Here is a 26,166-nt window from a genome sequence, read left to right as displayed (position 1 = left end):
GGGATGTGATCGGAAGAGAGATCGCTACGAGATGCCGGTCGTCGGAGTCTGCTCACTGCTCGTCACACGGCCTGTCCGGCGGCGTCGAGTCGGTGTCGCCACAGGTGCATGGTCGCGTACGAGCGCCACGGTGCCCAGTGCCGCGTGTCCCGCAGATCGATTCCGAGGTCGGCGGCTGCCCGGACGACCACGAGGTCGTTCGTGAGCAGGACGTCGGGATCGCCGGTGACTCGCATCGTGACGATGTCGGCGGTCCAGGGGCCGATGCCGGGCAACTCGAGAAGCTGGGCACGAAGATCAGACGCATCGACCCCCACATGCGGTTCCACCCGACCTTCGGTGAGTGCCGCCGCGACGCCGATCACGGCATCGATCCGCCGCCGCGGGCCGCGGAGGACCTCGTGTCCACGGGCGGCGATGACACCCGGCGTCGGGAAGGACTTCGACGCCGGACCGTCGACTGTCGTCGCCGTCGCGGACGGGGTGGCGAAGGCGTCGCCGACCGGTTCGCCGAGGGCCTCGGTGAGCCGGTTCACCTGGTTGCGCGCGGCGGCGAGACTCACCTGCTGACCGAGCATGGTCCGGATGATCGTCTCGGCCGGGTCGAGGCTGCCGGGCGCACGGAGGCCCGGCGCCTGGCGCAGCAGCCGCTGCATCGTGGCGTCGGCGGCCAGTGCGTCCTCGGCCGCGGTGATGTCGGCGTCGAGGTCGAGCAGACGCCGGATCCGGTTGACCGCGACCCCCACGTCACGCATGTCCAGTCCGTGGAGGGCGACGACGGCGTGGTCGTCGTGCGGCTCCACCTCCGCCGACGCTGTTCGGTGGGGTAGGGCGAGGACCCGGCGGTAACGCCAGCCGTGCGGACTGTCCGGGGCGTCGACGACGGATTCGACCCCGGCCACGGCGTGCGCGTCCAGGAACCAGCGCATCCATGGCCAGCGATACGGCGCGCGGAACGGCAGGCGCAGGGTGACGCTTCCCGGGGCGGAATCGGTGCCGATCGCATCCTTCCTGCGGCTGTGCAGGCGTCGAAGCTCGGTGGGGGTGAGTCCGAAAACGGCGCGGACGGTGTCGTTGAACTGGCGCACGCTGGCGAATCCGGCGGCGAACGCGACGTCGGTCATCGGCATCGTCGTGCACTGGATGAGCACGCGGGCGTTGGTGGCGCGATGTGCTCGGGCGAGCGCGAGTGGCCCGGCTCCGAGATGCCGGGTCAGCACGCGGGTGAGGTGCCGGGGTGAATACCTCAGACGCGCCGCGAGTCCGTCGACCCCTTCGCGTTCGACGACGCCGTCGGCGATGAGCCGCATCGCGCGAGCCGACATGTCGGCGTTGATGTTCCACAGCGGGGAGCCCGGAACGGCGTCGGGTGCGCAGCGTCGGCAAGCACGGAAACCCTGCTGCTGGGCGGCCGCCGCGGTGAGGACGAACGCCACGTTGGCGGGTCGGGGGGTCTGTGCCGGACACGACGGACGGCAGTAGATGCCGGTGGTGCGGACCGTGACGAAGAACTGACCGTCGAAGCGGGCGTCGCGGGCCTGCACTGCGCGATAACACCGGTCGAAGTCCGGCGCGAAACCCCCGGTGTCGGGTTCTGTTGCGGTGCCTGTGCTCACCCGTCCACTGTGTCATCCGTCGACGTCCCGGTCTGGCGGGAATCGGACATCGCGACGGCATCCCACTGAGCGGACGAAAAGTGTGATCTGGGTTACATGTCTGTGGCAGCATGGCGCCATGACCACCCGGTTCGATGGCCGCCGCAGAAGTCGGCACGACGACCAGTCCCTGTCCGGACTCCCCGCGTGGGGGCTGGAGATGATGATGGGCCTCTACGGCCCGGAGACGATCAGGCGTGCCTGCGCCGAGGAAACCGAGCTCGGCATCACGGCGCGGGCCGAGCGGGTCGCCCCGGCCGCCGGATGCGCTCCGTCGTCGGCCGAGCCCCCGCCGCGATCGGACGCCGGGCCAGCCGGGCGCGACGACACCCCGGTCGTCTTCAACCAGGTCGACGCCGAACTCGAGGCCATCAACTCGCTGGTTCGCTACCTCGGACGGAAATTCCGCCGCCGCTGATCATGTCGTCGGACGGACCACATGTTCGTACGACCGTCGCCGCGTCGATGTCGCATTGTCATGCCGATGTGTGAGGATCCTCGGGTGACCGACAGCTCGGACGATCAGCGCGCGGACGACTCGTCCGCCGACGCAAGACCAGACACCACCAAGGTCGGTGCCGACGCCGTCCTCGGCGGCGATGCGGTGCTCGGCGGCGGTGAGAAGACGTATCCGACCCGGCTCCAGGTGATGATGACCGGCCTGCGGTCGTGCGCGACGGTCGGCGCGCAGATCGTGTTGGTGGCCGCCGCGCTGTGGGTGCTGTTCTGGTTGCTCGGCAAGTTCTGGGTGATCTTGTTGCCGATTCTCCTGGCCATCATCGCGTGCACGATCCTGTGGCCGCCGGTGCGGTGGATGCGCAACAAGGGCGTGCCGGCCGCCGCGGCGTCGTTCCTGATGATGCTCATCGGACTGGGTGTGTTCGCCGGTGTGATCGGGCTGATCGTCCCGTCGGTCGTCGACCAGGCGCCCGAGCTGGCGAGCCGCGCGACCGATGGTGTGGAGCGTCTGCAGGACTGGGTGCAGGGTCCGCCGCTGAACGTCGACGACCAACAACTCGACAACATGGTGAGCACCATCACCGACCGACTGCAGTCGAGCGCGTCGACCATCGCGGCCGGCGTGTTCAGCGGCGTCGGAACGGCGACGTCGCTGCTGATCACGATGTTCACCTCGCTCGTGCTGGTGTTCTTCTTCCTCAAGGACGGTCCGAAGTTCGTGCCGTGGCTCGACCGCACCGTCGGCAAGCCCTCGGGCAACCACCTCGGTGAGGTGCTGACCCGCATGTGGAACAGCCTCGGCGGCTTCATCCGCACACAGGCGATCGTGAGTTTCGTCGACGCCGCGCTGATCGGTCTCGGTCTGTTCATCCTGGGCGTCCCGTTGGCTTCTGTGCTGGTGGTCATCACCTTCCTCGGCGGATTCATCCCGATCGTGGGTGCCTTCGTCGCCGGCGCGCTCGCGGTGTTGATCGCACTCGTGTCCAACGGTCTGACCACGGCCCTGATCGTGCTGGGCATCATCCTCGCGGTGCAGCAACTCGAGGGGAACGTGCTCCAGCCGTGGTTGCAGTCGAAGTCGATGGATCTGCACGCGGTGATCGTGCTGTTGTCGGTGACCCTGGGCGGCACGCTGTTCGGTATCACGGGCGCGTTCCTCGCGGTTCCCGCGGTGGCCTCGCTCGCCGTTGTGCTCCGCTACCTGAACGAGCAGATCGCCGAGCGGGCCGGCGAGTCGTTGCCACCCGCGAACACACCGGTGACGACCCAGGTCGGTGTTCCGAACGATGACCCGCCGAAGGATCCACCGAACCCGGTGAAGGGGTTGCTCGACCGGGACTGACTCCTCGGACCGACGCCCCGCCGGGCGTCGCGCTGCCTGCCGATAGACTGGGCGCCCGTGAGTCTCACCCTGGGAATCGTCGGTCTGCCCAACGTCGGTAAGTCGACCCTGTTCAATGCCCTGACCCGTAACGACGTCCTCGCGGCGAACTACCCGTTCGCGACGATCGAGCCGAACGTCGGCGTGGTCGAACTGCCGGACAGCCGCCTGGGCCGCCTCGCGGAGATCTTCGGCAGCGAGCGGATCCTGCCCGCCACGGTTTCCTTCGTCGACATCGCCGGCATCGTGAAGGGTGCGTCGGAAGGTGAGGGCATGGGCAACCAGTTCCTCGCCAACATCCGCGAAGCCGACGCCATCTGCCAGGTGGTCCGGGTGTTCGACGACGGTGACGTCGTCCACGTCGACGGTCGCGTCGATCCCTTCGCCGACATCGAGGTCATCGAGACCGAGCTGATCCTGGCCGACATGCAGACGCTCGAGAAGGCCATCCCGCGTCTGGAGAAAGACGCGCGCAAGAACAAGGACCTGGCCGAGACCCTCGCTGCCGCCAGGAAGGCGCAGGAGATCCTCGACACCGGCAAAACACTGTTCTCGCAGAAGGATTCGTTCGACCTGGCGTCGGTGCGCGAGCTGCACCTGATGACCGCGAAGCCGTTCCTCTATGTCTTCAACTCCGACGAGGGTGTGCTCACCGACGACGCCCGTAAGGCGGAGCTGCGCGCCGCCGTCGCACCCGCCGACGCGGTGTTCCTCGACGCCAAGGTCGAGAGCGAACTCCTCGAACTCGACGAGGAGGACGCCCAGGAGCTGCTCGACTCGATCGGGCAGGACGAGCCGGGCCTGACCTCGTTGGCGCGCGCCGGTTTTCACACCTTGGGCCTGCAGACCTACCTCACGGCCGGCCCCAAGGAATCCCGTGCCTGGACCATCCACCAGGGCGACACCGCGCCCAAGGCGGCCGGTGTCATCCACACCGACTTCGAAAAGGGCTTCATCAAGGCCGAGATCGTCTCGTTCGACGACCTCGACGCCGCCGGCTCGATGGCCGCGGCCAAGTCCGCCGGCAAGGTGCGCATGGAGGGCAAGGACTACGTCATGAAAGACGGTGACGTCGTCGAGTTCCGGTTCAACGTATAGGCAAACGATGACTTCCGTGCCGCCGAACGACGAGCTCTACCTCGCGGGCGGTTGCCTGTGGGGTGTGCAGGCATTCGTCGCGACGCTGCCGGGTGTGACCTTCACCGAGGCCGGCCGGGCCAACGGCACGAGCCACACCCTCGACGGTGAGTACGACGGCTACGCCGAATGCGTGCGGACCCGGTTCGATCCGGCTGTCGTGAGCGTCGAGCAGTTGGTCTCGTATCTCTTCGAGATCATCGACCCGTACAGCGTGAACCGACAGGGTCCCGACGTCGGCGAAAAATACCGCACTGGTGTGTATTCCGACCGGCCCGAGCACCTCGACCAGGCGCGACTCTTCATCGGTGCGCGGGCCGACGCGGATCGCATCGCCGTCGAGGTGCTCCCGCTGACGAACTACGTCCGTAGCGCCGACGAGCACCAGGATCGGCTCGCGCGGTTTCCGAAGAGCGCGTGCCACCTTTCGCAGGAGCTGCTGACGAAGTACCGCGGCTGACGGTTCAGCAATGGGTATCCCTCAGCGATACCTCTTGGTGAACCCTCCGCGCCGAGTGTCCGACCATCCCCGGCCGGCCGGCCGTGCACGGTCTCGCGACACGCTCATGGCCGCCGCCCATCGTTGCTAGCGTGACCTCCATGCCCATCACACTCGAGAACGTCGCCATCGCCGTGCGTGACCTCGACGCCGCGACCGCCTTCTTCACCGACCTCGGTCTCGACGTCATCGGCCGGGACACGGTCCGCGGGGAGTGGGCCGACACGGCGGTCGGGCTCGACGGCAACCACGTGAAGATGGCGATGCTGCAGACCCCCGACGGTCACGGGCGGCTCGAACTCTTCGAGTACATCCACCCCGAGGCCATCGAGACGCCACCCACGCAACCCAACGACATCGGGATGCACCGCGTCGCGTTCTCGGTCGACGACATCGACGAGGCCCTCGAGGTGGCGGCACGGCACGGGTGTCATCCCGTGCGCGGCGTCGCCACCTATGGGGACGTGTACAAACTGACCTACGTGCGCGGGCCGAGCGACATCCTCGTGATGCTCGCCCAACGACTCTCGCCGGGCTGATCCGACGCAGCTCGGGTCACGGGTTCCGACCGAAGGGGTTGCCGCCGAACGGCAACGGGGAACCGCCCGATCTGCTGCCGGATTCCGGCACCGTCGTCTCCTTCTGGTCGACGGCACTGCCCAGCTTCACCTGGACCGTCCGGGCACCCGAACCGGAACCGATGGTCACCGGCACGGTCTCACCCGGCTCGTGGGTGAGGATCTGCGCCATCAGGTCGGCGTAGTCGGAGACGGTGGTGTCCCCGACCTTGGTGATGACGTCGCCCTGCCGGATACCCGCATCTGCCGCGGGCCCGCCACGCTGCACCGACGAGACGGTCGCGCCCTCGGTCCGGTCGCCCGCCGACAGTGAACCCGACACTCCCATCACGGGTTTGGTGGCCTGACCGTCCTGCAACAGTTGATTGGCGATGCGCTTGGCGGTGTTGATCGGGATCGCGAAACCCAACCCGAAGGACTGCGGCCCACCGGACGCGGCCTGGCCGGTGTCCACCGCCGAATTGACCGCGATCACCTGCCCCTGCAGATTCACCAGTGGCCCACCGGAATTGCCCGGGTTGATGGGGGTGTCGGTCTGAAGACCGTTGTACACGGTGAGCGACGAACCACTGGCGTCGCCGGCGGTCACCGTCCGCGACAGCGCGCTGACGATGCCGGACGTCACCGTGTTGGACAGGCTGTCCGGGCTGCCGACGGCGACCACCTGCTGGCCGACCTTCAGCGCATCCGAATCACCGAGTGCCGCCGGGGTCAATCCCGACGCACCCTCGAGCTTGATGACCGCGAGATCGTACGACGGGGCGTTCCCGGTGACGGTGGCGTTGTGCTGATGCCCGTCGCCGGTGGTGACGACGATCGTGCTGCCGGAGCCCGCCCCGGCGACGACGTGGTGGTTCGTCAGGACGTAACCGTCGGGGGAGAGGACGATACCGCTGCCCACCGCCGTGCCGTTCGCGGTCTGGACCTTGATGTCGGCCGTCGACTTCGACGCCGCGCTCGCGGCATACGTCACCGAACCGGGTTGCGCGTCGGCGGCATTGGCCGCGGCGGCCGGTTGCGAGTTGAGGATCGGTACCGACGCGGCGTCGTGCCCGAGCAGCGAACTGCCTCCCATGCCGACGGCGCCGCCGAGCAGTCCCGCGAGGAGCGCGGTGACGATGATCGGCTTCGTCACGCCGGCCCGCTGCCGCGCGACCGGAGGAGGCGGCGAGGGTGAGACGAATGGCGGCGGGGTGGCCTGCGGGTTCATCGCCCAGGGCCCGGGCGGCGGCACCGGTCCGCGCGGCGGCGCAAAGGGTTCGGTGATCGGGGCGTGGTCGTCGTCGGGCGTGGGGGTCTGGGGCGTGTTCACGGCACCACGATGCCTGCGCCTCATGTGAACAGGGCTACGGAAATCCTGCGGATTTGCTGACAAGCTCGACGCGGACTCTCAGGTGTCTCTGACCTGTCCACTGCGGATTTCCCGCGCCACGAGATATCAGTGTCGACCGAATGTGGTTCCGCGGTAATGTGACCCGCCGACCACCCGCATCCGACTCAACCCTCGAGGACAGTGACATTTCCATCGACCACGCGATCATCACGGATCTCGACGATGCCGCCGGCACTCTCGCCGCCGCTTTCGACGCCTATCCCTGGACTCGATGGTCCATTCCCGAGGACGGCTATCGGGAACGGTTGCACCGACTACAACGGATGTATCTGGGATACGCCTTCGACCACGGTGTCGTGCTGGTCACCACGGACCGGTGCGGCGTGATCGCCCTGCTGCCCCCGGATGTGCCGGAGCCGGATGGACAGTTTCAGGCCGAAGCGGCCGCCCTGCACGGCGATCGGCTGGCCGCGGTCGCCCGGGCCGAGACCCCTGCGCACCCGGCAGGCGCATGGAACCTGGCGACACTCGGAGTCCACCCGGACCGCCAGGGCAAGGGGCTGGGAAGTGCGCTGGTCCGCGCCGGACTCGCCGCGGTCGACGACAGGACTCCTCCTCCGGGTGCGTGCGTCGCGCTCGAGACCTCCGACGATCGCAATGTGATGATCTACGAACGTGCCGGGTTCGTCGTCACCGCAACGACTCCGGTCGACACGGGCCTCGTCGTCCATTCGATGCTCCGCGATCCGGATGACGGCGGGTTGTCGGCGACCGTGTGAGGACACTGCTAGCGTTCGGTCGATGGCGGACTTCGAGTTGACCGACGACGACCTGCGGGTCGTCGTGCGCTGTGCCACGGAGTGGGCCGAAGAAGTGCTGCCGGTCTTCGAGCGAACGCGACCCGACGACCCGCGTCCCCGCGCGGCCATCGAGGCGGCCCGGGAATTCGCCGCCGGCGCAAGCAGATCGACGCGCCAGCGGACGGCCGCCTTTGCGGCGCATCGTGCGGCGAAGGACGCCCCGTCGGAGACTGCCCGACTGGCCGCCCAAGCCGCGGGCGACGCCGCGGCGGCGGCATATCTGCATCCGATCGCGAAAGCGCACCAGGTCGGTCACATCCTGCGGGCCGCGGCGAACCGGGTGTACATCGCCGAACTGGAGAACGGCGGAGACCCGGCGGTGGGGAACGAGATGGTCGAGGCCGTGTGCCAACGGACACCACCCGAGCTCATCGATGTGCTGTGTCGGTACCCGGAACCGGATGCCGGGGCATCACGGGCGGCCCGCCTGATGGCCGAACTCGACAGCCGGTTGCGGGCGTCGGGCAGACGGACGACTGGGACGCCTGACTGAGACGAATGGCCGCTCGGCCACGTCAAATCCACTGTGCAGGAACAACCTGACGACCTTCCGGGTGAGAGTTGCACATCGTGCGCCGTTCGTCGTCGATACTGCATCGGTGACTCCTTCCAGACGAACCGTGCTCGCCGCGGCCTTCGTGGTCCTGCTCGCGGTGGCCGGACTTCTCGTCCCGGCGCCGGCGAGCAGTGCCGCCGCGCCCTCGGGTTGGCGGTACACGATGGTCGCGTTCAGCAACGCGAGTGCGCGCGACATGGGTGTGTACGAGTCCTCCGACGGCCTCGAGTACACCCTGGTGCGCAGGTCCGCGTACCGGCCGCCGACGGGGTACGTCCGCGATGCGAGCATCTTCCGACACACCGACGGCTGGTATTACGTGACGTACACGACCGCCGACGGGGCCAGCATCGGGTTCGCGCGCAGCCGCGACCGCGTGAACTGGAACTTCCTGTACAACTGGCCGGTGCCGCTGTGCTGTGCGTTCCTGCCGGGGGCCGGTGTCGGCAAGGGATTCGGCTCGAGCGGATCAGGTTCGTCCGGCTCGTCCGGGTCGGCGGGTTCGAGTGACGGTCCGTCGTTGTCGCCGTTCACGACCAAGGCCTGGGCGCCCGAATGGTTCGTGGAGGGTGGCCGGGTCAACGTGATCCTGTCGATGTCGACCGGTGGTGGTTTCGTCCCGTACGTGATGACGGCGCTCGATCCTGGGCTGCGGATGTGGAGTCCGCCCGTGCCGCTGTTGAGCATCGGCGCCGACCACATCGACACCACGGTCATCAAGGTCGGGCCGATCTATCATGCATTCACCAAGAACGAGACGCGAAAGTTCATCGAGCACGCGGTCTCGGGCTCGCTGTACGGGCCCTACCGGTTCGTGCCGCCGGGCAACTGGGGTCGTCTCGTGGAGGGTCCGGTCGTCGTCCAGCTACCGAACGGCGCCTGGCGGATGTACCTCGACGCCTACCGGAACGGCCGATACCTCTACTCCGACAGCACCGATGGGATGCGCACCTGGTCGCCGGTGAAACAGATCCCGGGCATCTCCGGGACGGTCCGCCACGTGGGCGTGATGCGCGAGCGCGCCTGACGGCGACGGGTCTGCGCGCCGCCGCGACGCGACGCACCGGTCGCGTACGTGCGTCAACCGTCGTGCTCGGTGAGATTCGGCACGGTGCCGAGAAGCCGACGGGCACCTAGTCTCGGTGACGTCGGGGGTGTTTTGCCCGTTTCTCGAGAGGTTCCGATGAGTACATCTGTCCTGCCCCCGCTGGTCGACGTCGCCTGGTTGCGGGAGCGGCTCGACGACCCCACCGTGGTCATCGTCGACGCGACCACCCATCTCCCGATTCCGAAAGAGGGGCCCTATGTCCCCGAATCGGGAGCGGAGTCCTTTCGCGCGGAACACATCCCGGGTGCGGTGTTCGCCGATCTGCTGACCGACTTCGCCGACGCCGACAGCCCCGAACCGTGGACGGTCCCGTCATCCGAGCAGTTCGCCACGGCCGCATCGGCGTTGGGGATCGGAGACGGGGCGACCGTCGTGGTGTACGACCAGCTCGAGGGGTTCTGGGCAACGCGCTTCTGGTGGCACCTGCGACTCGAGGGTTTCGACGCCGTGACCGTGCTCGACGGCGGCCTGCCGGCCTGGAAGGCGGCCGGCGCCCCGGTGACCGATGCCGAGTCGACCGTCACCCCGCGTACTTTTCACGGGACGCGTCGTCCCGAACTGTTGCGCTCGACCACGGAGGTCGCTGCCGCGCTTGATGATCCGTCGACGCTGCTGGTCAACGTCCTCGACGAGGCGACTTATCGGGGTGAGACCACGACGTACGCCCGTCAGGGCCATATCCCGGGATCGGTGAATCTCCCGGTGTTCTCGATCCGCGACGCCGAGACCGGCGACCTCCGCCCGGTCGAGGAGCTGCGTCGGGAGTTCGAGGCGGCCGGGTTGCTGGCCGACGACACCAAGGTCGTGACGTACTGCGGAGGCGGCATCGCGGCCACCGGGATCGCGCACGCGCTCGCCCTCGTCGGTCGCGACGACGTCGCGGTCTACGATGGATCGATGACTGCGTGGGCCAACGACCCGTCGCTCCCGCTGGTCACCGGACCGGAACCGCGTTGACGACGCCGGGCCGCTCCAGCGGTCTGGCGCTACGCGTGAATTCGCGTCCCCCTCAGCAGGATCGAAGGGCACATTGCCCTTCGACCCTGCTCACGGGGACGAGCTTTTCCGGGCCGGCCGGCCGCTCCCCAGGGTGCGAGTAAAGCGAGCCTCGAAGGCTAATGGCTACAGGAACATTCCCACCAGACCCTTCGAGGCTCGTCGCTATCGCTCCTCGCACCTCAGGGAGCGGGGGTCGCGCACCTAGCACCTCAGTATCTGCGGCCTGGCGCCCGTCGTGAACCACGAAAGCACTCTGCTCCCTGAGGAGCGAGCCTGCGAGCGTCACGAAGGGTTACGCAACCCTCGGTCGCCGGACCCTTCGTGACGCGACCTCCGCAAGCTCCGGGCGCTCCTCAGGGAGCGGAGGGGGTTCGCGCTTTTCCGCCTCGGGAGTGGAGGGCCAGGTCTCAGCCGACGGTGATCGCGTCGAGGCGCTGTCGGATGAAGTCCCCGGACACCACCGGTTCGAGTCCGGCGCGGCGGCCCGCGGGTGGGGCGACGGGGGAGACGAGGGCGTCGTGATCGAGTTCGTAGAAGAAGATCAGCGAGACGAGGTCTTCGGCGGGTGCGTCGGGTTGCGGTGGCAGGACGCGGTGCCGGCCCGCGGGCCAGCGCCCGGCCGACCAGTACTCGAGGATGTCCCCGATGTTGACGGTCAGGGCGTCGGGGTTCCACGGTGCGTCGGCCCACCCGGATTGCTCGCTGTAGACCTGCAATCCGCCGGCGCCGGGTTCGCGGTCGAGGATGGTGACGGTGCCGAAGTCGGTGTGCGGTCCGATGCGGAACTGGCCGGGTTCGGGGGTTCCGACGTCGTGCAGCGGCGGGTAGTGGTTGATGTTGGACGACCACGTCGGCGTCGACGCGAGGTCGCGGAACGGATCGTCCGGGCCGACGAGGCCGAGTGCGGCGGCCATCAGCGCCAGCAGGTCGTCGGACAGCCGCCGCATCTGAGACGTCCACGCCGTGAACAGTTCTCGGAGTTCGGGCGTCTCTGCCGGCCACACGTCGGGGGCGAACCAGTACCCGTCGATCTCGGGTATGCCCACCGGCGTCTGCGCACCGGAGGTGAACGACTCCTTCAGGTCCGGCGGGGTCTCGGTGCCCTCGGCGAAACCGTTGGCCTCCTTGCCGGGACCGATCCAACCGCGGCCGCCGACACCGGCGGAGTACCGGCTCTTGACGTCGGCCGGGAGAGCGAAGAACCGACGGGCCGCCGCGCGAAGGGAGCTCGGCAACTCGGGATCGAGTCCGTGCCCGGTGACGAGCAGGAACCCGGCCTGCTGCAGGGATTCATCGACAGCGGCGCAGACCCGTTGCGCGGCAGCACCTCCGGCCTGCCACTCCCGAAGGTCGACGGTGAGTACCGGGCTGTCGGTCATTACATCTCCACGTTCTCGTCGGCCGGGGCGACCCCGATGTCCTCGTTCCACACCGCAGGATTGGCCGCGATGTACGACGACATCATCTCCGCGCACCGCTCGTCGTCGAGCACGATGACCTCGACACCGTGCTCACGCAACCAGTCCTCTCCGCCGTAGAACGAGGTGTTTTCGCCGATGACGACCGTGCCGATGCCGAATTGGCGGATGAGGCCGGAGCAGTACCAGCACGGCGACAGGGTCGTCACCATGATCGTCGGCCCGTAATCCCGTTGCCGCCCCGCGGCGCGGAATGCATCGGTCTCGCCGTGCGCCGACGGATCGTCGGCCTGCACGCGCCGATTGTGGCCCGCGCCGAGCAGCGTGCCGTCGGCCGCGAAGAGGGCCGCGCCGATCGGGATGCCGCCCTCGTCGAGGCTCGTCCGTGCCTCCCGGTAGGCGACGTCGAGCATCCCGGACACGTCGAGACCGGCATGGCCGGGCAGCGAGATCGTCATGCTTCGAGAGTGCCGGGTGGCTCCGACGGTGACAACTGACAGATCGTCGTACTGCGGCCGAGGCCGCCGGTGCATATTGTCTTCGTCCATGACGCTCGATCGACCCCCGACGGATACCGCCACCCCGACGCTTCGGGAGATCCTCGACGACCACCTGGCGGTCGCCGAGCCGCGGGTTCTGAGCGGCCACGAACGTCTCGACGCACCCGTGCGGTGGGTGCATTCGAGCGAGATCTACGAGATCGGGCCGCTGCTCACCGGCGGCGAGTTGCTGCTCACGACGGGGCTCGGTCTGCGCGGACTCGATGCCGGCACCCGCAAGCACTATGTGCAGGACCTGTCGCAGCGCGGGGTCGCGGCGGTCGCGATCGAAGTGGGTCGGACGTTCGAGGCGGTACCCGAGGAGATGGTGCGGGCGGGATCGGCGGTCCGGCTGCCGATCATCGAACTCCGGGCGGTGGTCCCCTTCATCGACGTGTGCCGAGCGGTCAACACCGCGATCGCCGCCCGCGAGGTCGACGAGTTACGAGTCCGCTCGACTCTCGTGGAGTCACTCCACGACGACCTGGCGGCCGGTGCCGGGGTCGCGCCCATGCTCGGCCATGTGGCCGAAACCCTGCATGCGCCTGTCGTTCTCGTGTCCACATCCGGGGCGCTGCTGTCCGCGCACGGCGTCGACGACGACTCGGCGGCGTGGCGGGTCGTCGACCGGGCCGTATCGGAGGCCACGGTCCACAGCAAGGGACGTCCGATCGCCCGGCTGATCGTGGGCGAGCGCACCGACGCCGGCCCGGTCCCGTTCGCGCAGAGTCTGTTGCGTGCGGCCGCCGGTCCGGTGGCGGTCGGCCTGACCCGGACCGGGGTCCGGGGTTCGGCCCTGGCCGCGCGGCTCGTCGAAGACCTGGTCGACGCCAGACCGATGCGACCCGCGGATCTGCGGGCACGCCTGGCCGCCGCGGGGGTGTCCGTGGGGGCGCCCACCGTGGTGGTGCCCCTTGCGGCGGAGGCCCCCGACCCGCGGATGGCCGATGCCGCGGTCGCCGGCGCCGAGCTGGATTCGGTGGCACGCAGCATCGTCGACGCCACGGTCTACGCTCTGGCCGCGGTGCCGGCCGGGGGAGGAGAGGGCGCCACCGACCCGGTCGACCGGGTGGCGTCCTCGTTGACACGGCAGGGCAACCGAATCGGACGCACCACGGTCGTCGTCGGAAACCCCTGTGTCATCGACGATGTCGGGCCCGGCGCGGATGTGGCGTCCGTCCTCTCCGCCTCACTGCGCCGATGCGGGCGGCAACTCGGGCTCGCGGCGTCCACCGCCGCGGGCCTCGGGACGGGACGACGGGTGTTCACCTCGCGCGAACTCCTCGTCGACGAGGCGATCGGTGCGCTGGATCCCGCTCTTCGGACGGAGCTGCGGTCCCTGGTGGAACCACTCGTCGCGGCCGATGGACGCTCCTCGTCGGACCTCGTCCGGACCCTGGCGGTGCACCTGGCGCACGGCTGCAGCGCGACGCGGTCGGCTGCGGCGCTCCACATCGGCAGGCAGAGCCTCTATCAGCGGCTCGAACGGATCCGGACGGTCCTCGGTTTCGACCCCACCGACCCGGCCGTCTACCTGACGACGATGCTGGCCTTGCGTTCGGTGACCCGCGAGGTTCACCAGGTGGCTCACCAGTTGTAGTCGAGGAACTTCCCGTCGAAGGTCACGACCACGCGGTCGCCGTTCGGGTCGGGCCGGCGTCGGATGTCGATGTTGAAGTTGATGGCGCTCATGATGCCGTCGCCGAACTCCTCGTGGATGAGTGCCTTCAGCGCGGGCCCGTAGACGTCGAGCGCCTCGTAGAAGCGGTAGATGGTGGGATCGCTCGTCGCCGCCTCGTCGGGTGTACGCGTCGGCTGTTGCCGCAGACTCTCGGCGACGCCCTCGCCGAGGCCGAGCAGTTCCACCACGGCGGTGGCCTTCGTGGCCGGGACCGGATGTTTGCCCAGCAGCGCAGCGACGGTCCAGACCAACGGGGCGTCGATCTTCTCGGCAATTGTCGCCCACGTCAGTCCCTGGCGAATCCGCGCGGCGTTGATCAGCTCTGCGGCATCGGTTTTCGGCATGATCGGGGTGGTCATCGTCATCTCCATCGATAGTGTTGGACCACACCCACATTGCCCATCGGCGGGCACGATGCCAAGTCGAGTCAGCGACTTTCGGCAGTGTTCACACGATCGACACGCCCACCGCCGACCGCGACGACACCAGAACTTCACACCGCGACCTGGACCGAGTGAGGGCGGTGTAACAGGGAGACTCGTCGATGACACCGAACGGACATGTGGCCTCGGTTCCATGGGCGCATCAACTGAGGAGTTCGAGGAGAACCACATGTCCTATGTGAAACCGTCCGAATTCGCGGTGAAGATGGTCGACGCCGGCGAGTCCAAGGCGTTCATGTCCACCCGCGACACCCTGATCAGGGCGTTCATGGCCGGCGCGATCCTGGCTCTGGCCGCGGCCTTCGCGGTGACCGTCACCGTGCAGACCGGCCAGCCGCTGGTCGGTGCGCTGTTGTTCCCGGTCGGCTTCATCCTGCTCTACCTGATGGGATTCGACCTGCTCACCGGTGTGTTCACGCTGGTGCCACTCGCACTGCTCGACAAGCGACGAGGAGTCACGGTCCGGTCGATGCTGCGCAACTGGGGTCTGGTGTTCCTCGGGAACTTCCTCGGCGCCATCCTGGTCGCGGTGATGATGGCGGTCATCCTGACCTATGGATTCAGCGTCGCACCCGACGAGGTGGGACAGCGGCTCGGCGAGATCGGCCACAGCCGTACCGTCGGTTACGCCGAGCACGGGGCCGCCGGCATGCTGACGCTGTTCATCCGCGGCGTGCTGTGCAACTGGATGGTGTCCACCGGTGTCGTCGCCGCGATGATGTCGACATCCTTGCCCGGCAAGGTGATCGGGATGTGGATGCCGATCATGCTGTTCTTCTACATGGGCTTCGAGCACTCGATCGTCAACATGTTCCTCTTCCCCTCGGGTCTCATGCTCGGCGGTGACTTCTCGATCGCCGACTACCTCGTCTGGAACGAGATCCCCACCGTGATCGGCAATCTCGTCGGCGGACTCACCTTCGTCGGTCTGACGCTGTACTTCACCCATGTACGGACCGCTCCGGATCGTCGACCCCCCGCCCACGACGCGACGACCGAGGTCGACGTGGCCGCGCCGGTCCGTACGACGACCGCTTAGTCCCGACGCCGACCCGTATGACGTCGTGCCCGCATTCCGGGCACGACGTCATACTGTTCGGCAGGGTCATACGGCTGTCGCCGAATCCGGCTCGGCCGGGTCGTCCTGGAGAGCGCTGGCGTACCAGGCGCCCAGGCCGAGCAGGATGAGTCCGGTCACGATGAACACGATCACGCGGAAGATCCCGTCGAGGGTGGCCAGGTCGAAGAGGAACAGTTTCGCCATCGCCGCGGCGACGAGGACGAGACCCCCGGTGACCGCGGCGGTACGTGCGGCACCGGTGCGACGCCGGGCATAGGCCAGCGCCGTCCCCGCGAGGACCATCCAGCAGGTTGTCGCCAGCACGTGACCGGCGAGGAAGCCGTCCGACCCGGCGACCAGGACGCCCGCGGTCACACTGATCGCGGTGAGTGCGTAGACGACGACCACTCCGGCGGCGATATGGGCTGCGCGCGAAACTTTCTCGTCGGTGAGGCGGGCCCACCCGGCGGCCAGGACCAGGGCGCCGGCGGCCGCGAACACACTCGCCACGACGATCCCCAGAGACGCGTCCCGTCGCATCAGGTCCGCATCGGCGAGCACATACGGCGGCGCCGCGTCGAGTAGCGCCGCGAAACCGATGGCCCACAGGACCGAGCCACCGGCTAGGAGTACCCGCGAGGTCGTCGACCGTGTCCGGGCGACAAGCGCGGTCACCGTTGCCAGGCCGAGCAGGACGGTGACCGCCACCGTGCCGTCGAACGCCACCAGAACGGCGACGAACAGCAGCAGAAGGGCGGTCGCGGACCAGATCTGCGCAACGACGTCGGGCACGCGCGGGGTGGAGCCGGTACGCGAGTCGGGAAGCCCCGATCCGATCAACACGGTTCCGATCAGCGCGCCGGCGATGCAGGTCTGCAGGATCACCGCGCCCGGCATGTTCATCACCGCTCCGGTGAACAACGCGGGGATGGTCGTCGCACTCGCCAGACCGGCCAGCGTCGCCCGGAACTGCGTGGTGGGCATCGCGATCAGGGCGCCGGCGACCCCCAGCACGACGACCACGACGACCGCGGCCGCGAAGACGGTGTCGGCGGCACCGGCCGACGTCCAGCCGGCCAGCGCGAGGACACCGACCAGGGTCAACGGAATCGTGGGCGCGGCGAGCCGCACGGCATGCAGCCAGATCCAGTCGCGACCGAGCTGGACCCACGCCGATGCCGCGGCGAGGACCACCATGAACGCGATGAGGGTGGTGTCCAGTCCGCCGGTGAGCACCGGTGCCAGAGCGATCAACGGCACGACGACGAGCAGCCCCAGGTGTTCGCTGCGCCACCGATGGGCAAGCGCGAGCCCAGCCGCGGCGACGAGTCCCGCGACTCCGAGGCCCACGACGATGGGCAACCAGTCGTAGATCTTGGTCGCGGCCAGGACGTCGAGGTAACCCGCCGCGATCCCGGTGGCCGTCAGCGCGATGGCACCGATCCGGCCGTCGGGCCGGCCGCGCGACCAGATCCCGCCGGCGACGAGCGCCGCGGCGAGGACCGCGCCACCCGCGACGCGGAATTCCGGGCGGAGCAATCCGGCCTGTGCGGCCAGGACGAGGAGCAGTGCGACACCGATGAGGGTCACGCCCACGCCGGCGGTGGCGAGGATCTTGCCGATCAACCCGCGTTCGGCGGCCGCGCCGATCCGGTCGGACATCGACGGCCCGGCCGGCCGCGGAGGCGACGCGACCGGCGGATACGGTCGCGCACTCGCCGGGCGGGGCATCGGCGGAGGACCTTGCGGGCCCGGCGGAGCGATCGGGGGTCGTTGGTGGCCGACCGGTGGCGGCGCCGTCGGCAACCAGGGCCGGGACGGGGGTGTGGGCCGAGGTCCCGCGGCCTGCGCAGGAGCTGCCGCCACCGTCGGTGGGGTGAGGCCGGCGGCGGGTGGCTGCACGGCGGATTGCGGTGCGGGGGCGACGTCGCGAGCAGGCTCGTCGGGCTCGGCGACGATACGTCGCAGCTCGGCGAATTCGGCTGATACGGTGGACATCTGGCGTGCTATCGCGTCGAACTCGGTCGAGATCCGCGCCAGGGTGGCAGTACTCGGATCGCCGCCGAATGTGCTGCTGGGAGAGTTCATGTGTCGACGATGACCGGTCGCGCCCCGGCATGGATGAGTAGTCCTACCCACCAGGGGTGGGGGATTCGTGTGACGGGGTGCGCGGCGACGTGATTGCCGGACGGCCCGGCAGGGTATCGCTGGACCATGACTGATCCGCACAATGCTGCCGACCGTGGACGCGCCGACGTCGAGAAGCGCTGGCAGGACACCGGAAGCTACCGGTCCGCGGCCCTGTATGTCGTGGCCGTCGTCGCGCTCGGCGCGGTGGCCTGCGCGGTCTTCCTCGCCGTCGACCCCGCCAACATCGCCCTCGCGTCGCTCGTCCCCGGTGTGTTCCTTCTCGGCGGGATCGGTGCACTGGTCAACGCCTACCGCACCTATCGTCGGGGCGGCACCTGGCCGATGTGGCAGGGCGCGGCGTGGTTCCTGTTCGCCCTCATGCTCGTGGCGCTGGCGTTTCCCGCGATGGCGGGCTGATGCCTGTTTCCCACTGTGACGGGCTGATGTCTACTGTGGGGCCATGCCTGCGCAACGGGTGCGAATCGACAAGACCACGCCGCAGGTCTACCGAAAGCTGATCGCGGTATCCGCGGAGGTCGCCGCGGCCGCCGAATCGATCGGGCTGAGTCGGTCCCTCGTGGAACTGGTGAACCTGCGGTGTTCGCAGCTCAACGGTTGCGCCTTCTGCATGGATCTCCATGCGCAACTGGGCCGCTCCGCGGGTCTGACGACGCAGCAGATCGACGTCATGGCCGGGTGGCGGGATGCGCCGGACCTCTACGACGACGTCGAGCAAGCGGCCCTGGAGATCGCCGAGCTCGTCACCGAACTGCCGGCGCACGACGCGGCCGACCTCGCCTACGACCGGGCGACGGACATCCTCGACACCGACCAGACCGCGGTGCTGATCTGGGCGGCGGTGACCATCAACGCGTTCAACCGGATGTCCATCATGAGCGGGTACCGCCCCCGGCCCGGCGCCTCGCCGCAGAAGGCGGCAACACCGTTCACCGGTGGCGCGACAGGCTAGTCGGCCGTCCTCGCCTCACCGCCCTTTGCGCGCGAACACCCAGCCGGCCGCCGCGAGTGACACCAGCGCGATCGCCGCGCACCAGGCCAGGCCCGTCACCGCTGTCGACGTCAGATCGTGCACCGGTGACCCGCCGGTGCCCATGCCGACCAGCAGGGCTCGAATGGACTCGATCACCGGTGTGACCGGTTGTGCCTCGGCGAAGCCGCGCAGCCAGGCCGGCATCGTCTCGGGTGGCACGAACGCACTCGAGACATACGGCAGGAAGAGCATGACGAGGCCGAAACCGCCTGCCGCGGCGGGCGTTCGCACCGCCACGCCGATGAACGCGGCGAGGCAGGTGATGGCCGGGATGTAGGCGAGGACCATCCCGGCGGCACCGAGCCATTCGAACAGCGACGCCGACGGCCGGAAACCGATGGCGACCGCGACGATCAGGACGACCGCGGTGGACACGGAGTTCTTCACCAGGCTGGCCGCGACATGGCCGAACACCAAGGTCGCGCCCACGATGGGCATCGACCGAAAGCGGTCGATGACGCCGCCGTTCATGTCGTTCGCCACCGCCAGTGCGGTATTGGACGCGCCGTAACCCGCGCACAGCAGGATGACTCCCGGAGTCGCGTAGGTGATGTAGTCGGTACCCACCGACATCGCGCCGCCGAAGACGTAGACGAACATGAGCATGATGGCGATCGGCAGGACGAGCGCGAGGATCAACTCGTCCGGATCGCGGCTCATCATCCGCAGCGATCGCCCGAACATCGTGGTCGCGTCGATCTGCAGGTGCCGGAGTCGCTTCGACGACGAGCCCTCGGCGAGGACAGTGGTGAGACTCATGCCGCGACCTCCTTCCCGGTGGCCGGTTCGGCGGGTTGTCCGGTCGCCGCGAGAAACACGTCGTCCAGTGTGGGAGAACGCAATTCCCAGGCATCGACGGTGGCGACGGTTCGATCGACGAGATCGAGGACCGCGCGTGTGTGGGCCACCGACCGGTCGGTGGGCACGCGGACGGTGGTCGACTGGACCGACGGCCCGAAAGCCGCCAGGTCGGAGGCGAGGGCGGTGGCGTCGGCCGCGGTCGGCACGACGAACTCGAGCGCGGCCTCGCCGACGCGGCGTTTCAGGTCGGCCGGTGTACCGGCGGTCCCGATCCGGCCGCCACTGATGAGGGCCACGCGGTCGGCGAGGCGGTCCGCCTCCTCCAGATACTGCGTGGTCAATAGGACTGCCGTCCCCTGCGCGACCACGTCGTCGATCACCTGCCAGAGCATCTGACGGCTGCGCGGGTCGAGGCCGGTCGTCGGCTCGTCGAGGAAGAGGACCACCGGCCGGTCGAGGAGTCCCGCGGCGAGATCGAGACGCCGGCGCATACCGCCGGAGTACGTCGCGACCAGTCGGTCGGCGGCGTCGGTGAGATCGAAGGCGAGCAGGAGTTCGTCGACGCGGTGATCGACGGTGCGGCGAGGATGGTGCGCGAGCCGACCCATCATCCTCAGGTTCTCGCGACCGGTGAGCTTGTCGTCGACGGCCGCGTATTGCCCGGTCAGACTGATGATCTCGCGGACCCGGCGGCGATCGGCGACGACGTCGAAGCCGCCGACGCGGGCGGTCCCTCCGTCGGGGCGGGTGAGGGTGGACAGGATGCGCACCGTGGTCGTCTTACCCGCGCCGTTGGGGCCGAGCAGGGCGACGACCTCCCCGGCGCCGACGTCGAGGTCCAGCCCGCGCAGGACGGGCACCCGGGAGTCCCCGCGGCCCAGCGATTTCGTGAGGCCGACGGCCTCGACCGGCATGGGTGACGAACGGTCCGGGACGGTCATGTCGGACTCCGATCTGTTTATGTCCGAAACTGTTTATCTCGGTAACTGCGTACAGTAGACGCAGTTGTGCGCGACGGCAAGGGTCGCCGACCGAGAGGACCGCGAATGGCAGAGGGTGGGGACGGGACGCTGCAACGGCTGTGGACTGGTGGCAGGGCGGGCAGCCGTGGTCCCAAACCGGCCCTCGATCTCGGCCGCATCGTCGACGCCGCGATCGCGATCGCCGACACCGACGGCCTCGACGCGGTTTCCATGGCGCGCGTGGGTGAGGCGCTCGGCTGTTCGGCCATGGCCCTGTATCGCCACGTGTCCGGCAAGGCTCAGCTGCTGAGCCTCATGGTGGACGCGGTGGCGGGTCAGCTCCCGTTGCCGCCGCGCCGAGGGGAGTGGCGCGAGGATCTGGCGGCGTGGACGCGGGCGCAGATCGACGGCATGGTCGAACGCCCCTGGTTCCTCGAACTGCCGCTGACGGTCGCGGTCCCGGGTCCGCGTCGAATGCGTTGGATGGAGGCGGGTTTCGAGATCCTGAAGGACTTCGACCTGCCCGGTGACGACAAACTCGAGATCCTCGGCCTGCTCGCCCAGTATGTGCTGTCGGCAACCCGGCTGGAGATCGAGATGCGGCGTGCGACGGGTACCGATGTGGAGTCGGACTTCGAGCAGGTGCTGACCGGTCTCGCCGATCCCGCGCAGTATCCGTACCTGTTCGCGGCGATGCAGAGCGCGGGCGGGGAGTCCGACGACCGTGAATTCGGGCTGCAGCTCATTCTCGACGGCATCGCATCGCGCGCCACCGGCTCGCCCTGACGCGTCACCGGGCACGCTGACCGGCCGCCCACCGCCGCACTCGCATCGGTGCGGCATGATGTCACCCATGTCGACTGTGCGCTCGGGCCGGCTCGCGGTCGGCACGCTGTCGCTGCTCACCGTTCTCTACTTCGCGCAGGGCCTGCCCTACGGATTCTTCAGCCAGGCGGTGCCGGTCATCCTCCGCGAGGAGGGTTACTCACTGACCCAGATCAGCGTGTACGGACTGTTGTTCGCGCCCTGGGGCCTGAAATTCCTGTGGGCGCCCTATGTCGACGCCTACGGCACCCGGCGCAGATGGCTGGTGTCCCTGCAGTTGTCGTCGGCGGTCGTCGCACTCGTCTTGGCGACGCTCGATCTGTCCGGGTCCCTGGTCTGGCTCCTGATCGGCATCGCGGTCATCAACCTGCTGTCGGCGACGCAGGACATCGCGACCGACGGGCTGGCGGTGTCGATGCTCGAGCCGCGTCAGCGCGGTCTGGGCAACGGAATCCAGGTGGGCGCGTACCGAATCGGCATGATCGCCGGCGGCGGCGGGCTCCTCTGGCTGTTCTCGTTTGCCGGCTGGCGCACCTTGTTCGTCGTGATGGCGGTGCTCCTGTTCGCGGTCACCGTCGGCGTGTGGTTTCTCGCCCGTGAGCCGAGCCGACCGACCGGCGATGCGCCACTGACACCGTCGAAGCGGGTGTCGCCCGGGTTGTTGCTGACGGGCTGGTCGTCGCGGCTCCGACGTCCGGGCGTGATCGCGTTCATCCTCGTCGTCGGAGCGTTCAAGTTCGGCAACTCGATGGCGTCGGCGCTCGTCGGCCCGTTCATGTCCGACATCGGACTCACGCTGGGCCAGATCGCGCTCGTCGAAGGTGCGTTGTCGTCGGCCGGGGCGCTCGGCGGAGCCGCGCTCGGCGGGTGGCTCGCCTACACCTACGGTCGGCGGCGCGCACTACTCGTCGGCGGTGTCACCCAGACACTCAGTCTCGGACTGTATCTGGTCGCGTCGATCGGCGTCGGCGGCTTCTCGCTGGTGGTCACGGCCAGCCTCGCCGAGCACATCCTGGGTGGCGCGGCGACCGTCGCGGTGTTCACCCTGATGATGGATGCGTGCCAGAAGGGCTACGAGGGCAGCGACTACACCTTGTTCGCGTGCGCCGTGGTCGGCGTGCAGGGTGCGGCCGGGTTCGCCGCCGGGGTCGTCGGCGACCTGTTCGGCTTCCCGGCTATCTTCGCGACCGGCCTGATCCTGTCCGGCCTCGGCTGCCTGGTCATGATCAGGGCCCTCGATCGCGGTCTCATGAAACGTCTCGGGTAGGCAGGAGGGTCGCCATCGCCTCGTCGACGACGCGGTCGAGGTCCTCACCCAGGCTGCCGGCCAAGAACTGTTGCACCAGTTCGGACATCGCGCCGGTGAAGATCGCGGCCCGCACCCGGCTCGTGAGCCGGTCGGTGTCGCGGGCGTCGGCCTCGGCGAACGCGAGGTCGCGGAGCATGCCCTGGGTGGTGGCCCGCCGTTCGGCGAGAACGGGATTGGTCACCCCGGCGGTGAACAACACGCGGCCGCGCCGCGGATCCGACGACGCGTGGCCGAGGACCGCACGGATACCCGCGCGGGTGCGTGACCGGACCGAGGGGCCCGCCTCGCGCATCGCGGCCTCGACCACCGCACCGAGTTCCGCCGTCGCGGTGTCGTAGACCGCGCCGAGCAGATCGTCGGTGTCGGAGAAGCTCTCGTAGAAGTACCGGGTGTTGTAGCCGCAATACCGGCACACCGAGCGAACCGACAGCTCGGCTTCCGCGCCGACGCCTCCGAAGATGTCGAAGGCGGCCGCGATCAGGGCCGCTCTACGCTCCGCGCGCCGGTCCGCGAGCGGTACGCCCGCCCAGCGGGTCGGTGAGGACATCTGCTCACCATAGTCGGCCGCGAACGTGCCCCGCACAGATCTGGTCACGCCTGTACCCAAAGGGCTACTCTGGGTACGACCGTGACCAATGGTCGACCCGAGCGGAAGGTCTCCAGATGACTGTGTCCATGGCTCCTCTCCGACTGCCGTCGACCGACTGGATTCCGGTTCCCCTCCCGCACGAGTTCGTCGGGTCGTGGCTGAACGGCAAGTTCGACGCCCACGTCCGCGCGAAGTTCTTCCGCGGGATGGACTTCGAGAAGCCGGCCGGCGATCCGGGTTGGTTCGGCCCGGGCAGCGCGACCTGGTACGTCCATTCGCACACGCCGGCGCTCATCTTCGGTCTGCAGTGTGCGTCGTACCTGGAGCGTCTCGACCCGAGCATCTTCTGGATGGGTGTGCAGCACTCACGGCTGGTCCGGCGCCGCGAGGACGGAACCCCGACCCTGTCCATCGATCCCGACGGCGCGATGACCAGACTCGGGCACTCGCTGGCCTTCTTCATGGGGACCGCGTACGGCTCGACCGAGTCCGCCGAGCGACTGGCGCGGATGGTACGCGCGATGCACCACACCATCAAAGGTGTCCGGCCCGACGGTGCGGCCTACGACGCCGACGATCCGGCCTGGCTTCGCTGGAACTATGCCACCGTCGTCTGGGGTATCGCCACCGCACACGAGATCTACCACCCGCAGCCGCTGCGGGGCGCCGAACTCGACGGCTATTACCGGGAATTCGTGCGTGTCGGTCACGCGCTGGGTGGGACCGACCTGCCCACGACCAAAGCCGACACCCTCACCTGCTTGGCCGAGTACCTTCCGAAACTCGCACTGACACATGGCAATGCGATGGCCACCGGGTTGAACGTACGCAACCCGGCCCAGGGCGCCGTGGACTGGGCGATCCGTGACACGATGCCCCGCTGGGCCCAGCAGCTCATCATGTACCGCCCGCCCAATCCGGTCGAACGGCGTGCGCGCCGGAGTGCGGTGTGGGGTCTGATCAACTCCGCCCATCTGACGATGGGGGAGGCGCCGGAGTTCGCAGCCGCTCGTCGTCGCGTGGCGCACGGGACGACGGTGCCGCACACGCTTCCGCGCTATGAACTCGGATCTGACCCCGAGCGTACCCGTGCCGAAATCGAGGCCTCGTTCGCCCGTTAGCCGCTGTGGGCGCTCGTGTCAAACCGGGTCGCTCCGAAACTTCAATGAAGGCAACGGAATTCGCCGGCATCAGATCGTGACGGCGGGTCCGGAAGCGGAAACATCGATTTCATCTCACGTCACGCCGGTGTAACAAAGTCAATTTACGTTTACCTCCCATACGCCAGATCGCAAGGCTTGCGACGCGTATCTCATCGGGGGTCACGCGGTGACAGGCCGCGTGTTCGTCGTGCCCCCATCTGAGTGGACCTGAGACGTAATGAGAAAGGCTTCGCCGATGCCGTCTGTTCCGTTGCCGCCCGGCCCCCCGCCGGCGGACATCCCGCCGTCCGCCCCGACCCGGTCACGCCGTCGGCGGTACGGCATCCTGGTCCCCGCGGCGCTGTCCGCGGTGGCGCTGGTCCTGAGCGCCTGTGGCAGTTCGGCCAGCGAGGAATCGGCATCGAGCGCCGAATCGTGTGTCGACACCTCCGGGAGCACCATCAAGGTCGGCTCGCTGAACTCGCTGTCGGGCACCATGGCGATCTCCGAGGTCACCGTGCGTGACTCGATCAAGCTCGCCGTCGATCAGATCAACGACAACGGCGGAGTGCTGGGCAAACAGATTCAGCTCATCGGCGAGGACGGGGCCTCCGAGCCGACGATCTTCGCGGAGAAGGCCGAGAAGCTGATCTCGAGTGATTGCGTCGCAGCGGTGTTCGGCGGTTGGACGTCGTCGAGCCGCAAGGCCATGCTGCCGGTCTTCGAGGACAACAACTCGCTGCTGTACTACCCGGTGCAGTACGAGGGCCTGGAGTCGTCGCCGAACATCTTCTACACCGGCGCCACGACGAACCAGCAGATCGTGCCGGCCCTGGAGTACCTGAAAGAGGAGGGCGTGAAGTCGCTCTACCTCGTCGGTAGCGACTATGTCTTCCCGCAGACGGCCAACCGTGTCATCAAGGCGTACGCGGAGGCCAACGGCATCGAGATCAAGGGCGAGGACTACACCCCGCTCGGTTCGACGGACTTCTCGACGATCGTCAACAAGGTCCGTACCGCCGACGCCGACGCCGTGTTCAACACTCTCAACGGCGATTCCAACGTCGCGTTCTTCCGCGAGTACAAGAACGTCGGCCTGACCCCGCAGGCCATGCCGGTCGTCTCGGTGTCCATCGCGGAGGAAGAGGTCGGCGGTATCGGTGTGGACAACATCGAGGGCCAGCTGGTCGCGTGGGACTACTACCAGACCGTCGACAACCCGGTGAACGCCTCGTTCGTCCGTGACTACAAGGCCGCATACGGCGCCAACAAGCCGACCTCCGACCCGATGGAGGCCGCCTACGTCTCGGTCTACCTGTGGAAGAACACCGTCGAGAAGGCCCAGTCGTTCGCCGTCGCCGACGTCCAGAAGGCTGCCGGCGGAGTCACTTTCGACGCTCCGGAGGGCCTCGTCACGATCGACGGCGAGAACAACCACATCACCAAGACCGCGCGCATCGGTGAGATCCGTGGCGACGGACTGATCTACACGGTGTGGGATTCGGGTCAGCCGATCGAGCCGGACCCCTACCTGAAGTCGTACCCGTGGGCCGAGGGCCTGAGCAACTGACACCGTCGACGACCCGTCCCGCGTCCTCCAGCGACGCGGGACGGGTCGCGCACGGTCCCTCCCGGCGAACGCGGCACTCGC

Annotated in this window: 26 protein-coding genes; 17 read left to right on the top strand and 9 right to left on the bottom strand. The window is 68.3% G+C overall.

Annotated elements, in window-relative coordinates; all coding sequences use genetic code 11:
* Nucleotides 1–62: 62 nt before the first annotated feature.
* Nucleotides 63–1,616: a DNA-3-methyladenine glycosylase 2 family protein gene (locus KB201_RS12875; protein WP_211539415.1), complete on the bottom strand. Its 1,554-nt coding sequence runs from the start codon at nucleotides 1,614–1,616 to the stop codon at nucleotides 63–65.
* Between the two features lie 118 nt (nucleotides 1,617–1,734).
* On the opposite strand from KB201_RS12875, the gene KB201_RS12870 reads away from it, so the two are divergent.
* From KB201_RS12870 to KB201_RS12850, 5 genes are all read left to right on the top strand, one after another.
* A complete protein-coding gene (locus tag KB201_RS12870; protein ID WP_223258998.1) occupies nucleotides 1,735–2,073 on the top strand; it encodes a hypothetical protein in 339 nt (112 codons plus the stop codon).
* 84 nt (nucleotides 2,074–2,157) lie between these two features.
* Nucleotides 2,158–3,456: an AI-2E family transporter gene (locus KB201_RS12865; protein ID WP_058252557.1), complete on the top strand. Its 1,299-nt coding sequence runs from the start codon at nucleotides 2,158–2,160 to the stop codon at nucleotides 3,454–3,456.
* 57 nt (nucleotides 3,457–3,513) lie between these two features.
* Nucleotides 3,514–4,593: a redox-regulated ATPase YchF gene (ychF, locus tag KB201_RS12860; protein WP_058252475.1), complete on the top strand. Its 1,080-nt coding sequence runs from the start codon at nucleotides 3,514–3,516 to the stop codon at nucleotides 4,591–4,593.
* A 7-nt stretch (nucleotides 4,594–4,600) separates the two neighbouring features.
* On the top strand, nucleotides 4,601–5,092 hold the full coding sequence (locus KB201_RS12855; RefSeq protein WP_211539414.1) for a peptide-methionine (S)-S-oxide reductase: 492 nt from the start codon (nucleotides 4,601–4,603) through the stop codon (nucleotides 5,090–5,092).
* 140 nt (nucleotides 5,093–5,232) lie between these two features.
* Nucleotides 5,233–5,670 (top strand): VOC family protein, encoded by a 438-nt coding sequence (locus tag KB201_RS12850; protein ID WP_211539413.1) that lies wholly within the window; start codon nucleotides 5,233–5,235, stop codon nucleotides 5,668–5,670.
* Nucleotides 5,671–5,686: 16 nt separating this feature from the next.
* Here the strand turns inward: KB201_RS12850 and KB201_RS12845 are convergent, their stop codons facing one another.
* Nucleotides 5,687–7,045, bottom strand: coding sequence for a S1C family serine protease (locus KB201_RS12845; RefSeq protein ID WP_211539412.1), 1,359 nt, complete (start codon nucleotides 7,043–7,045; stop codon nucleotides 5,687–5,689).
* A 134-nt stretch (nucleotides 7,046–7,179) separates the two neighbouring features.
* Here KB201_RS12845 and KB201_RS12840 point away from each other — a divergent pair, with 134 nt between their 5' ends.
* The 4 genes from KB201_RS12840 to KB201_RS12825 all read left to right on the top strand — a co-directional run bounded on the left by KB201_RS12840 (nucleotide 7,180) and on the right by KB201_RS12825 (nucleotide 10,523).
* On the top strand, nucleotides 7,180–7,821 hold the full coding sequence (locus KB201_RS12840; protein WP_277244498.1) for a GNAT family N-acetyltransferase: 642 nt from the start codon (nucleotides 7,180–7,182) through the stop codon (nucleotides 7,819–7,821).
* A gap of 22 nt (nucleotides 7,822–7,843) precedes the next feature.
* On the top strand, nucleotides 7,844–8,395 hold the full coding sequence (locus KB201_RS12835; RefSeq protein WP_211539411.1) for a putative immunity protein: 552 nt from the start codon (nucleotides 7,844–7,846) through the stop codon (nucleotides 8,393–8,395).
* A 106-nt stretch (nucleotides 8,396–8,501) separates the two neighbouring features.
* Nucleotides 8,502–9,485, top strand: a complete 984-nt coding sequence (locus tag KB201_RS12830; protein ID WP_307848068.1) for an arabinofuranosidase — start codon at nucleotides 8,502–8,504, stop codon at nucleotides 9,483–9,485.
* 156 nt (nucleotides 9,486–9,641) lie between these two features.
* A complete protein-coding gene (locus tag KB201_RS12825) occupies nucleotides 9,642–10,523 on the top strand; it encodes a sulfurtransferase (protein WP_211539410.1) in 882 nt (293 codons plus the stop codon).
* Between the two features lie 449 nt (nucleotides 10,524–10,972).
* On the opposite strand, the gene KB201_RS12820 is transcribed toward KB201_RS12825, so the two are convergent.
* Together KB201_RS12820 and KB201_RS12815 are read right to left on the bottom strand one after the other, a co-directional pair.
* Nucleotides 10,973–11,944 (bottom strand): isopenicillin N synthase family oxygenase, encoded by a 972-nt coding sequence (locus tag KB201_RS12820; RefSeq protein WP_211539409.1) that lies wholly within the window; start codon nucleotides 11,942–11,944, stop codon nucleotides 10,973–10,975.
* Nucleotides 11,944–12,441, bottom strand: a complete 498-nt coding sequence (locus KB201_RS12815) for a nucleoside deaminase (protein WP_159371211.1) — start codon at nucleotides 12,439–12,441, stop codon at nucleotides 11,944–11,946. Before KB201_RS12815 ends, KB201_RS12820 begins: the two co-directional genes overlap by 1 nt.
* Nucleotides 12,442–12,529: 88 nt before the next feature.
* On the opposite strand from KB201_RS12815, the gene KB201_RS12810 reads away from it, so the two are divergent.
* The gene (locus KB201_RS12810) at nucleotides 12,530–14,122 is read left to right on the top strand and encodes a PucR family transcriptional regulator (protein WP_211539408.1); all 1,593 of its coding nucleotides are present in this window, start codon (nucleotides 12,530–12,532) and stop codon (nucleotides 14,120–14,122) included.
* Here KB201_RS12810 and cynS read toward each other — a convergent pair.
* The gene (cynS, locus tag KB201_RS12805) at nucleotides 14,110–14,562 is read right to left on the bottom strand and encodes a cyanase (RefSeq protein ID WP_058252560.1); all 453 of its coding nucleotides are present in this window, start codon (nucleotides 14,560–14,562) and stop codon (nucleotides 14,110–14,112) included. The two genes, KB201_RS12810 and cynS, sit on opposite strands and share 13 nt — an antisense overlap.
* Before the next feature lie 253 nt (nucleotides 14,563–14,815).
* Between cynS and KB201_RS12800 the strand changes: the two genes are divergently transcribed.
* Complete coding sequence (locus tag KB201_RS12800) at nucleotides 14,816–15,685, top strand: formate/nitrite transporter family protein (RefSeq protein ID WP_058252561.1); 870 nt, start codon at nucleotides 14,816–14,818, stop codon at nucleotides 15,683–15,685.
* A 66-nt stretch (nucleotides 15,686–15,751) separates the two neighbouring features.
* Here KB201_RS12800 and KB201_RS12795 read toward each other — a convergent pair whose 3' ends face one another.
* Nucleotides 15,752–17,794, bottom strand: coding sequence for a DUF2339 domain-containing protein (locus KB201_RS12795; RefSeq protein ID WP_211539407.1), 2,043 nt, complete (start codon nucleotides 17,792–17,794; stop codon nucleotides 15,752–15,754).
* Nucleotides 17,795–17,920: 126 nt separating this feature from the next.
* On the opposite strand from KB201_RS12795, the gene KB201_RS12790 reads away from it, so the two are divergent.
* Nucleotides 17,921–18,253: a hypothetical protein gene (locus tag KB201_RS12790; protein ID WP_058252485.1), complete on the top strand. Its 333-nt coding sequence runs from the start codon at nucleotides 17,921–17,923 to the stop codon at nucleotides 18,251–18,253.
* Between the two features lie 43 nt (nucleotides 18,254–18,296).
* Nucleotides 18,297–18,806, top strand: coding sequence for a carboxymuconolactone decarboxylase family protein (locus KB201_RS12785; protein ID WP_211539406.1), 510 nt, complete (start codon nucleotides 18,297–18,299; stop codon nucleotides 18,804–18,806).
* A 15-nt stretch (nucleotides 18,807–18,821) separates the two neighbouring features.
* On the opposite strand, the gene KB201_RS12780 is transcribed toward KB201_RS12785, so the two are convergent.
* Together KB201_RS12780 and KB201_RS12775 are read right to left on the bottom strand one after the other, a co-directional pair.
* Complete coding sequence (locus tag KB201_RS12780) at nucleotides 18,822–19,646, bottom strand: ABC transporter permease (RefSeq protein ID WP_249145390.1); 825 nt, start codon at nucleotides 19,644–19,646, stop codon at nucleotides 18,822–18,824.
* Nucleotides 19,643–20,629, bottom strand: coding sequence for an ATP-binding cassette domain-containing protein (locus KB201_RS12775; RefSeq protein ID WP_211539405.1), 987 nt, complete (start codon nucleotides 20,627–20,629; stop codon nucleotides 19,643–19,645). The genes KB201_RS12780 and KB201_RS12775 overlap by 4 nt, the downstream gene beginning before the upstream one ends.
* A 105-nt stretch (nucleotides 20,630–20,734) precedes the next feature.
* On the opposite strand from KB201_RS12775, the gene KB201_RS12770 reads away from it, so the two are divergent.
* The gene (locus KB201_RS12770) at nucleotides 20,735–21,436 is read left to right on the top strand and encodes a TetR/AcrR family transcriptional regulator (RefSeq protein WP_211539404.1); all 702 of its coding nucleotides are present in this window, start codon (nucleotides 20,735–20,737) and stop codon (nucleotides 21,434–21,436) included.
* A 67-nt stretch (nucleotides 21,437–21,503) separates the two neighbouring features.
* On the top strand, nucleotides 21,504–22,742 hold the full coding sequence (locus KB201_RS12765; protein ID WP_159371206.1) for an MFS transporter: 1,239 nt from the start codon (nucleotides 21,504–21,506) through the stop codon (nucleotides 22,740–22,742).
* Here the strand turns inward: KB201_RS12765 and KB201_RS12760 are convergent.
* Nucleotides 22,723–23,331 (bottom strand): TetR/AcrR family transcriptional regulator, encoded by a 609-nt coding sequence (locus KB201_RS12760; protein WP_211539403.1) that lies wholly within the window; start codon nucleotides 23,329–23,331, stop codon nucleotides 22,723–22,725. The two genes, KB201_RS12765 and KB201_RS12760, sit on opposite strands and share 20 nt — an antisense overlap.
* Before the next feature lie 116 nt (nucleotides 23,332–23,447).
* Between KB201_RS12760 and KB201_RS12755 the strand changes: the two genes are divergently transcribed.
* Both KB201_RS12755 and urtA read left to right on the top strand, forming a co-directional pair.
* Nucleotides 23,448–24,494: an oxygenase MpaB family protein gene (locus KB201_RS12755; protein ID WP_211539402.1), complete on the top strand. Its 1,047-nt coding sequence runs from the start codon at nucleotides 23,448–23,450 to the stop codon at nucleotides 24,492–24,494.
* 277 nt (nucleotides 24,495–24,771) lie between these two features.
* On the top strand, nucleotides 24,772–26,085 hold the full coding sequence (gene urtA, locus KB201_RS12750; protein WP_091344393.1) for an urea ABC transporter substrate-binding protein: 1,314 nt from the start codon (nucleotides 24,772–24,774) through the stop codon (nucleotides 26,083–26,085).
* Nucleotides 26,086–26,166 lie beyond the last annotated feature (81 nt).

The organism is Gordonia sp. SCSIO 19800 (assembly GCF_018132775.1).
Lineage (GTDB): Bacteria > Actinomycetota > Actinomycetes > Mycobacteriales > Mycobacteriaceae > Gordonia > Gordonia hongkongensis.
The sequence above is the reverse complement of the archived record's forward strand: the minus strand, read 5'-3'. Positions and strand labels throughout refer to the sequence as shown.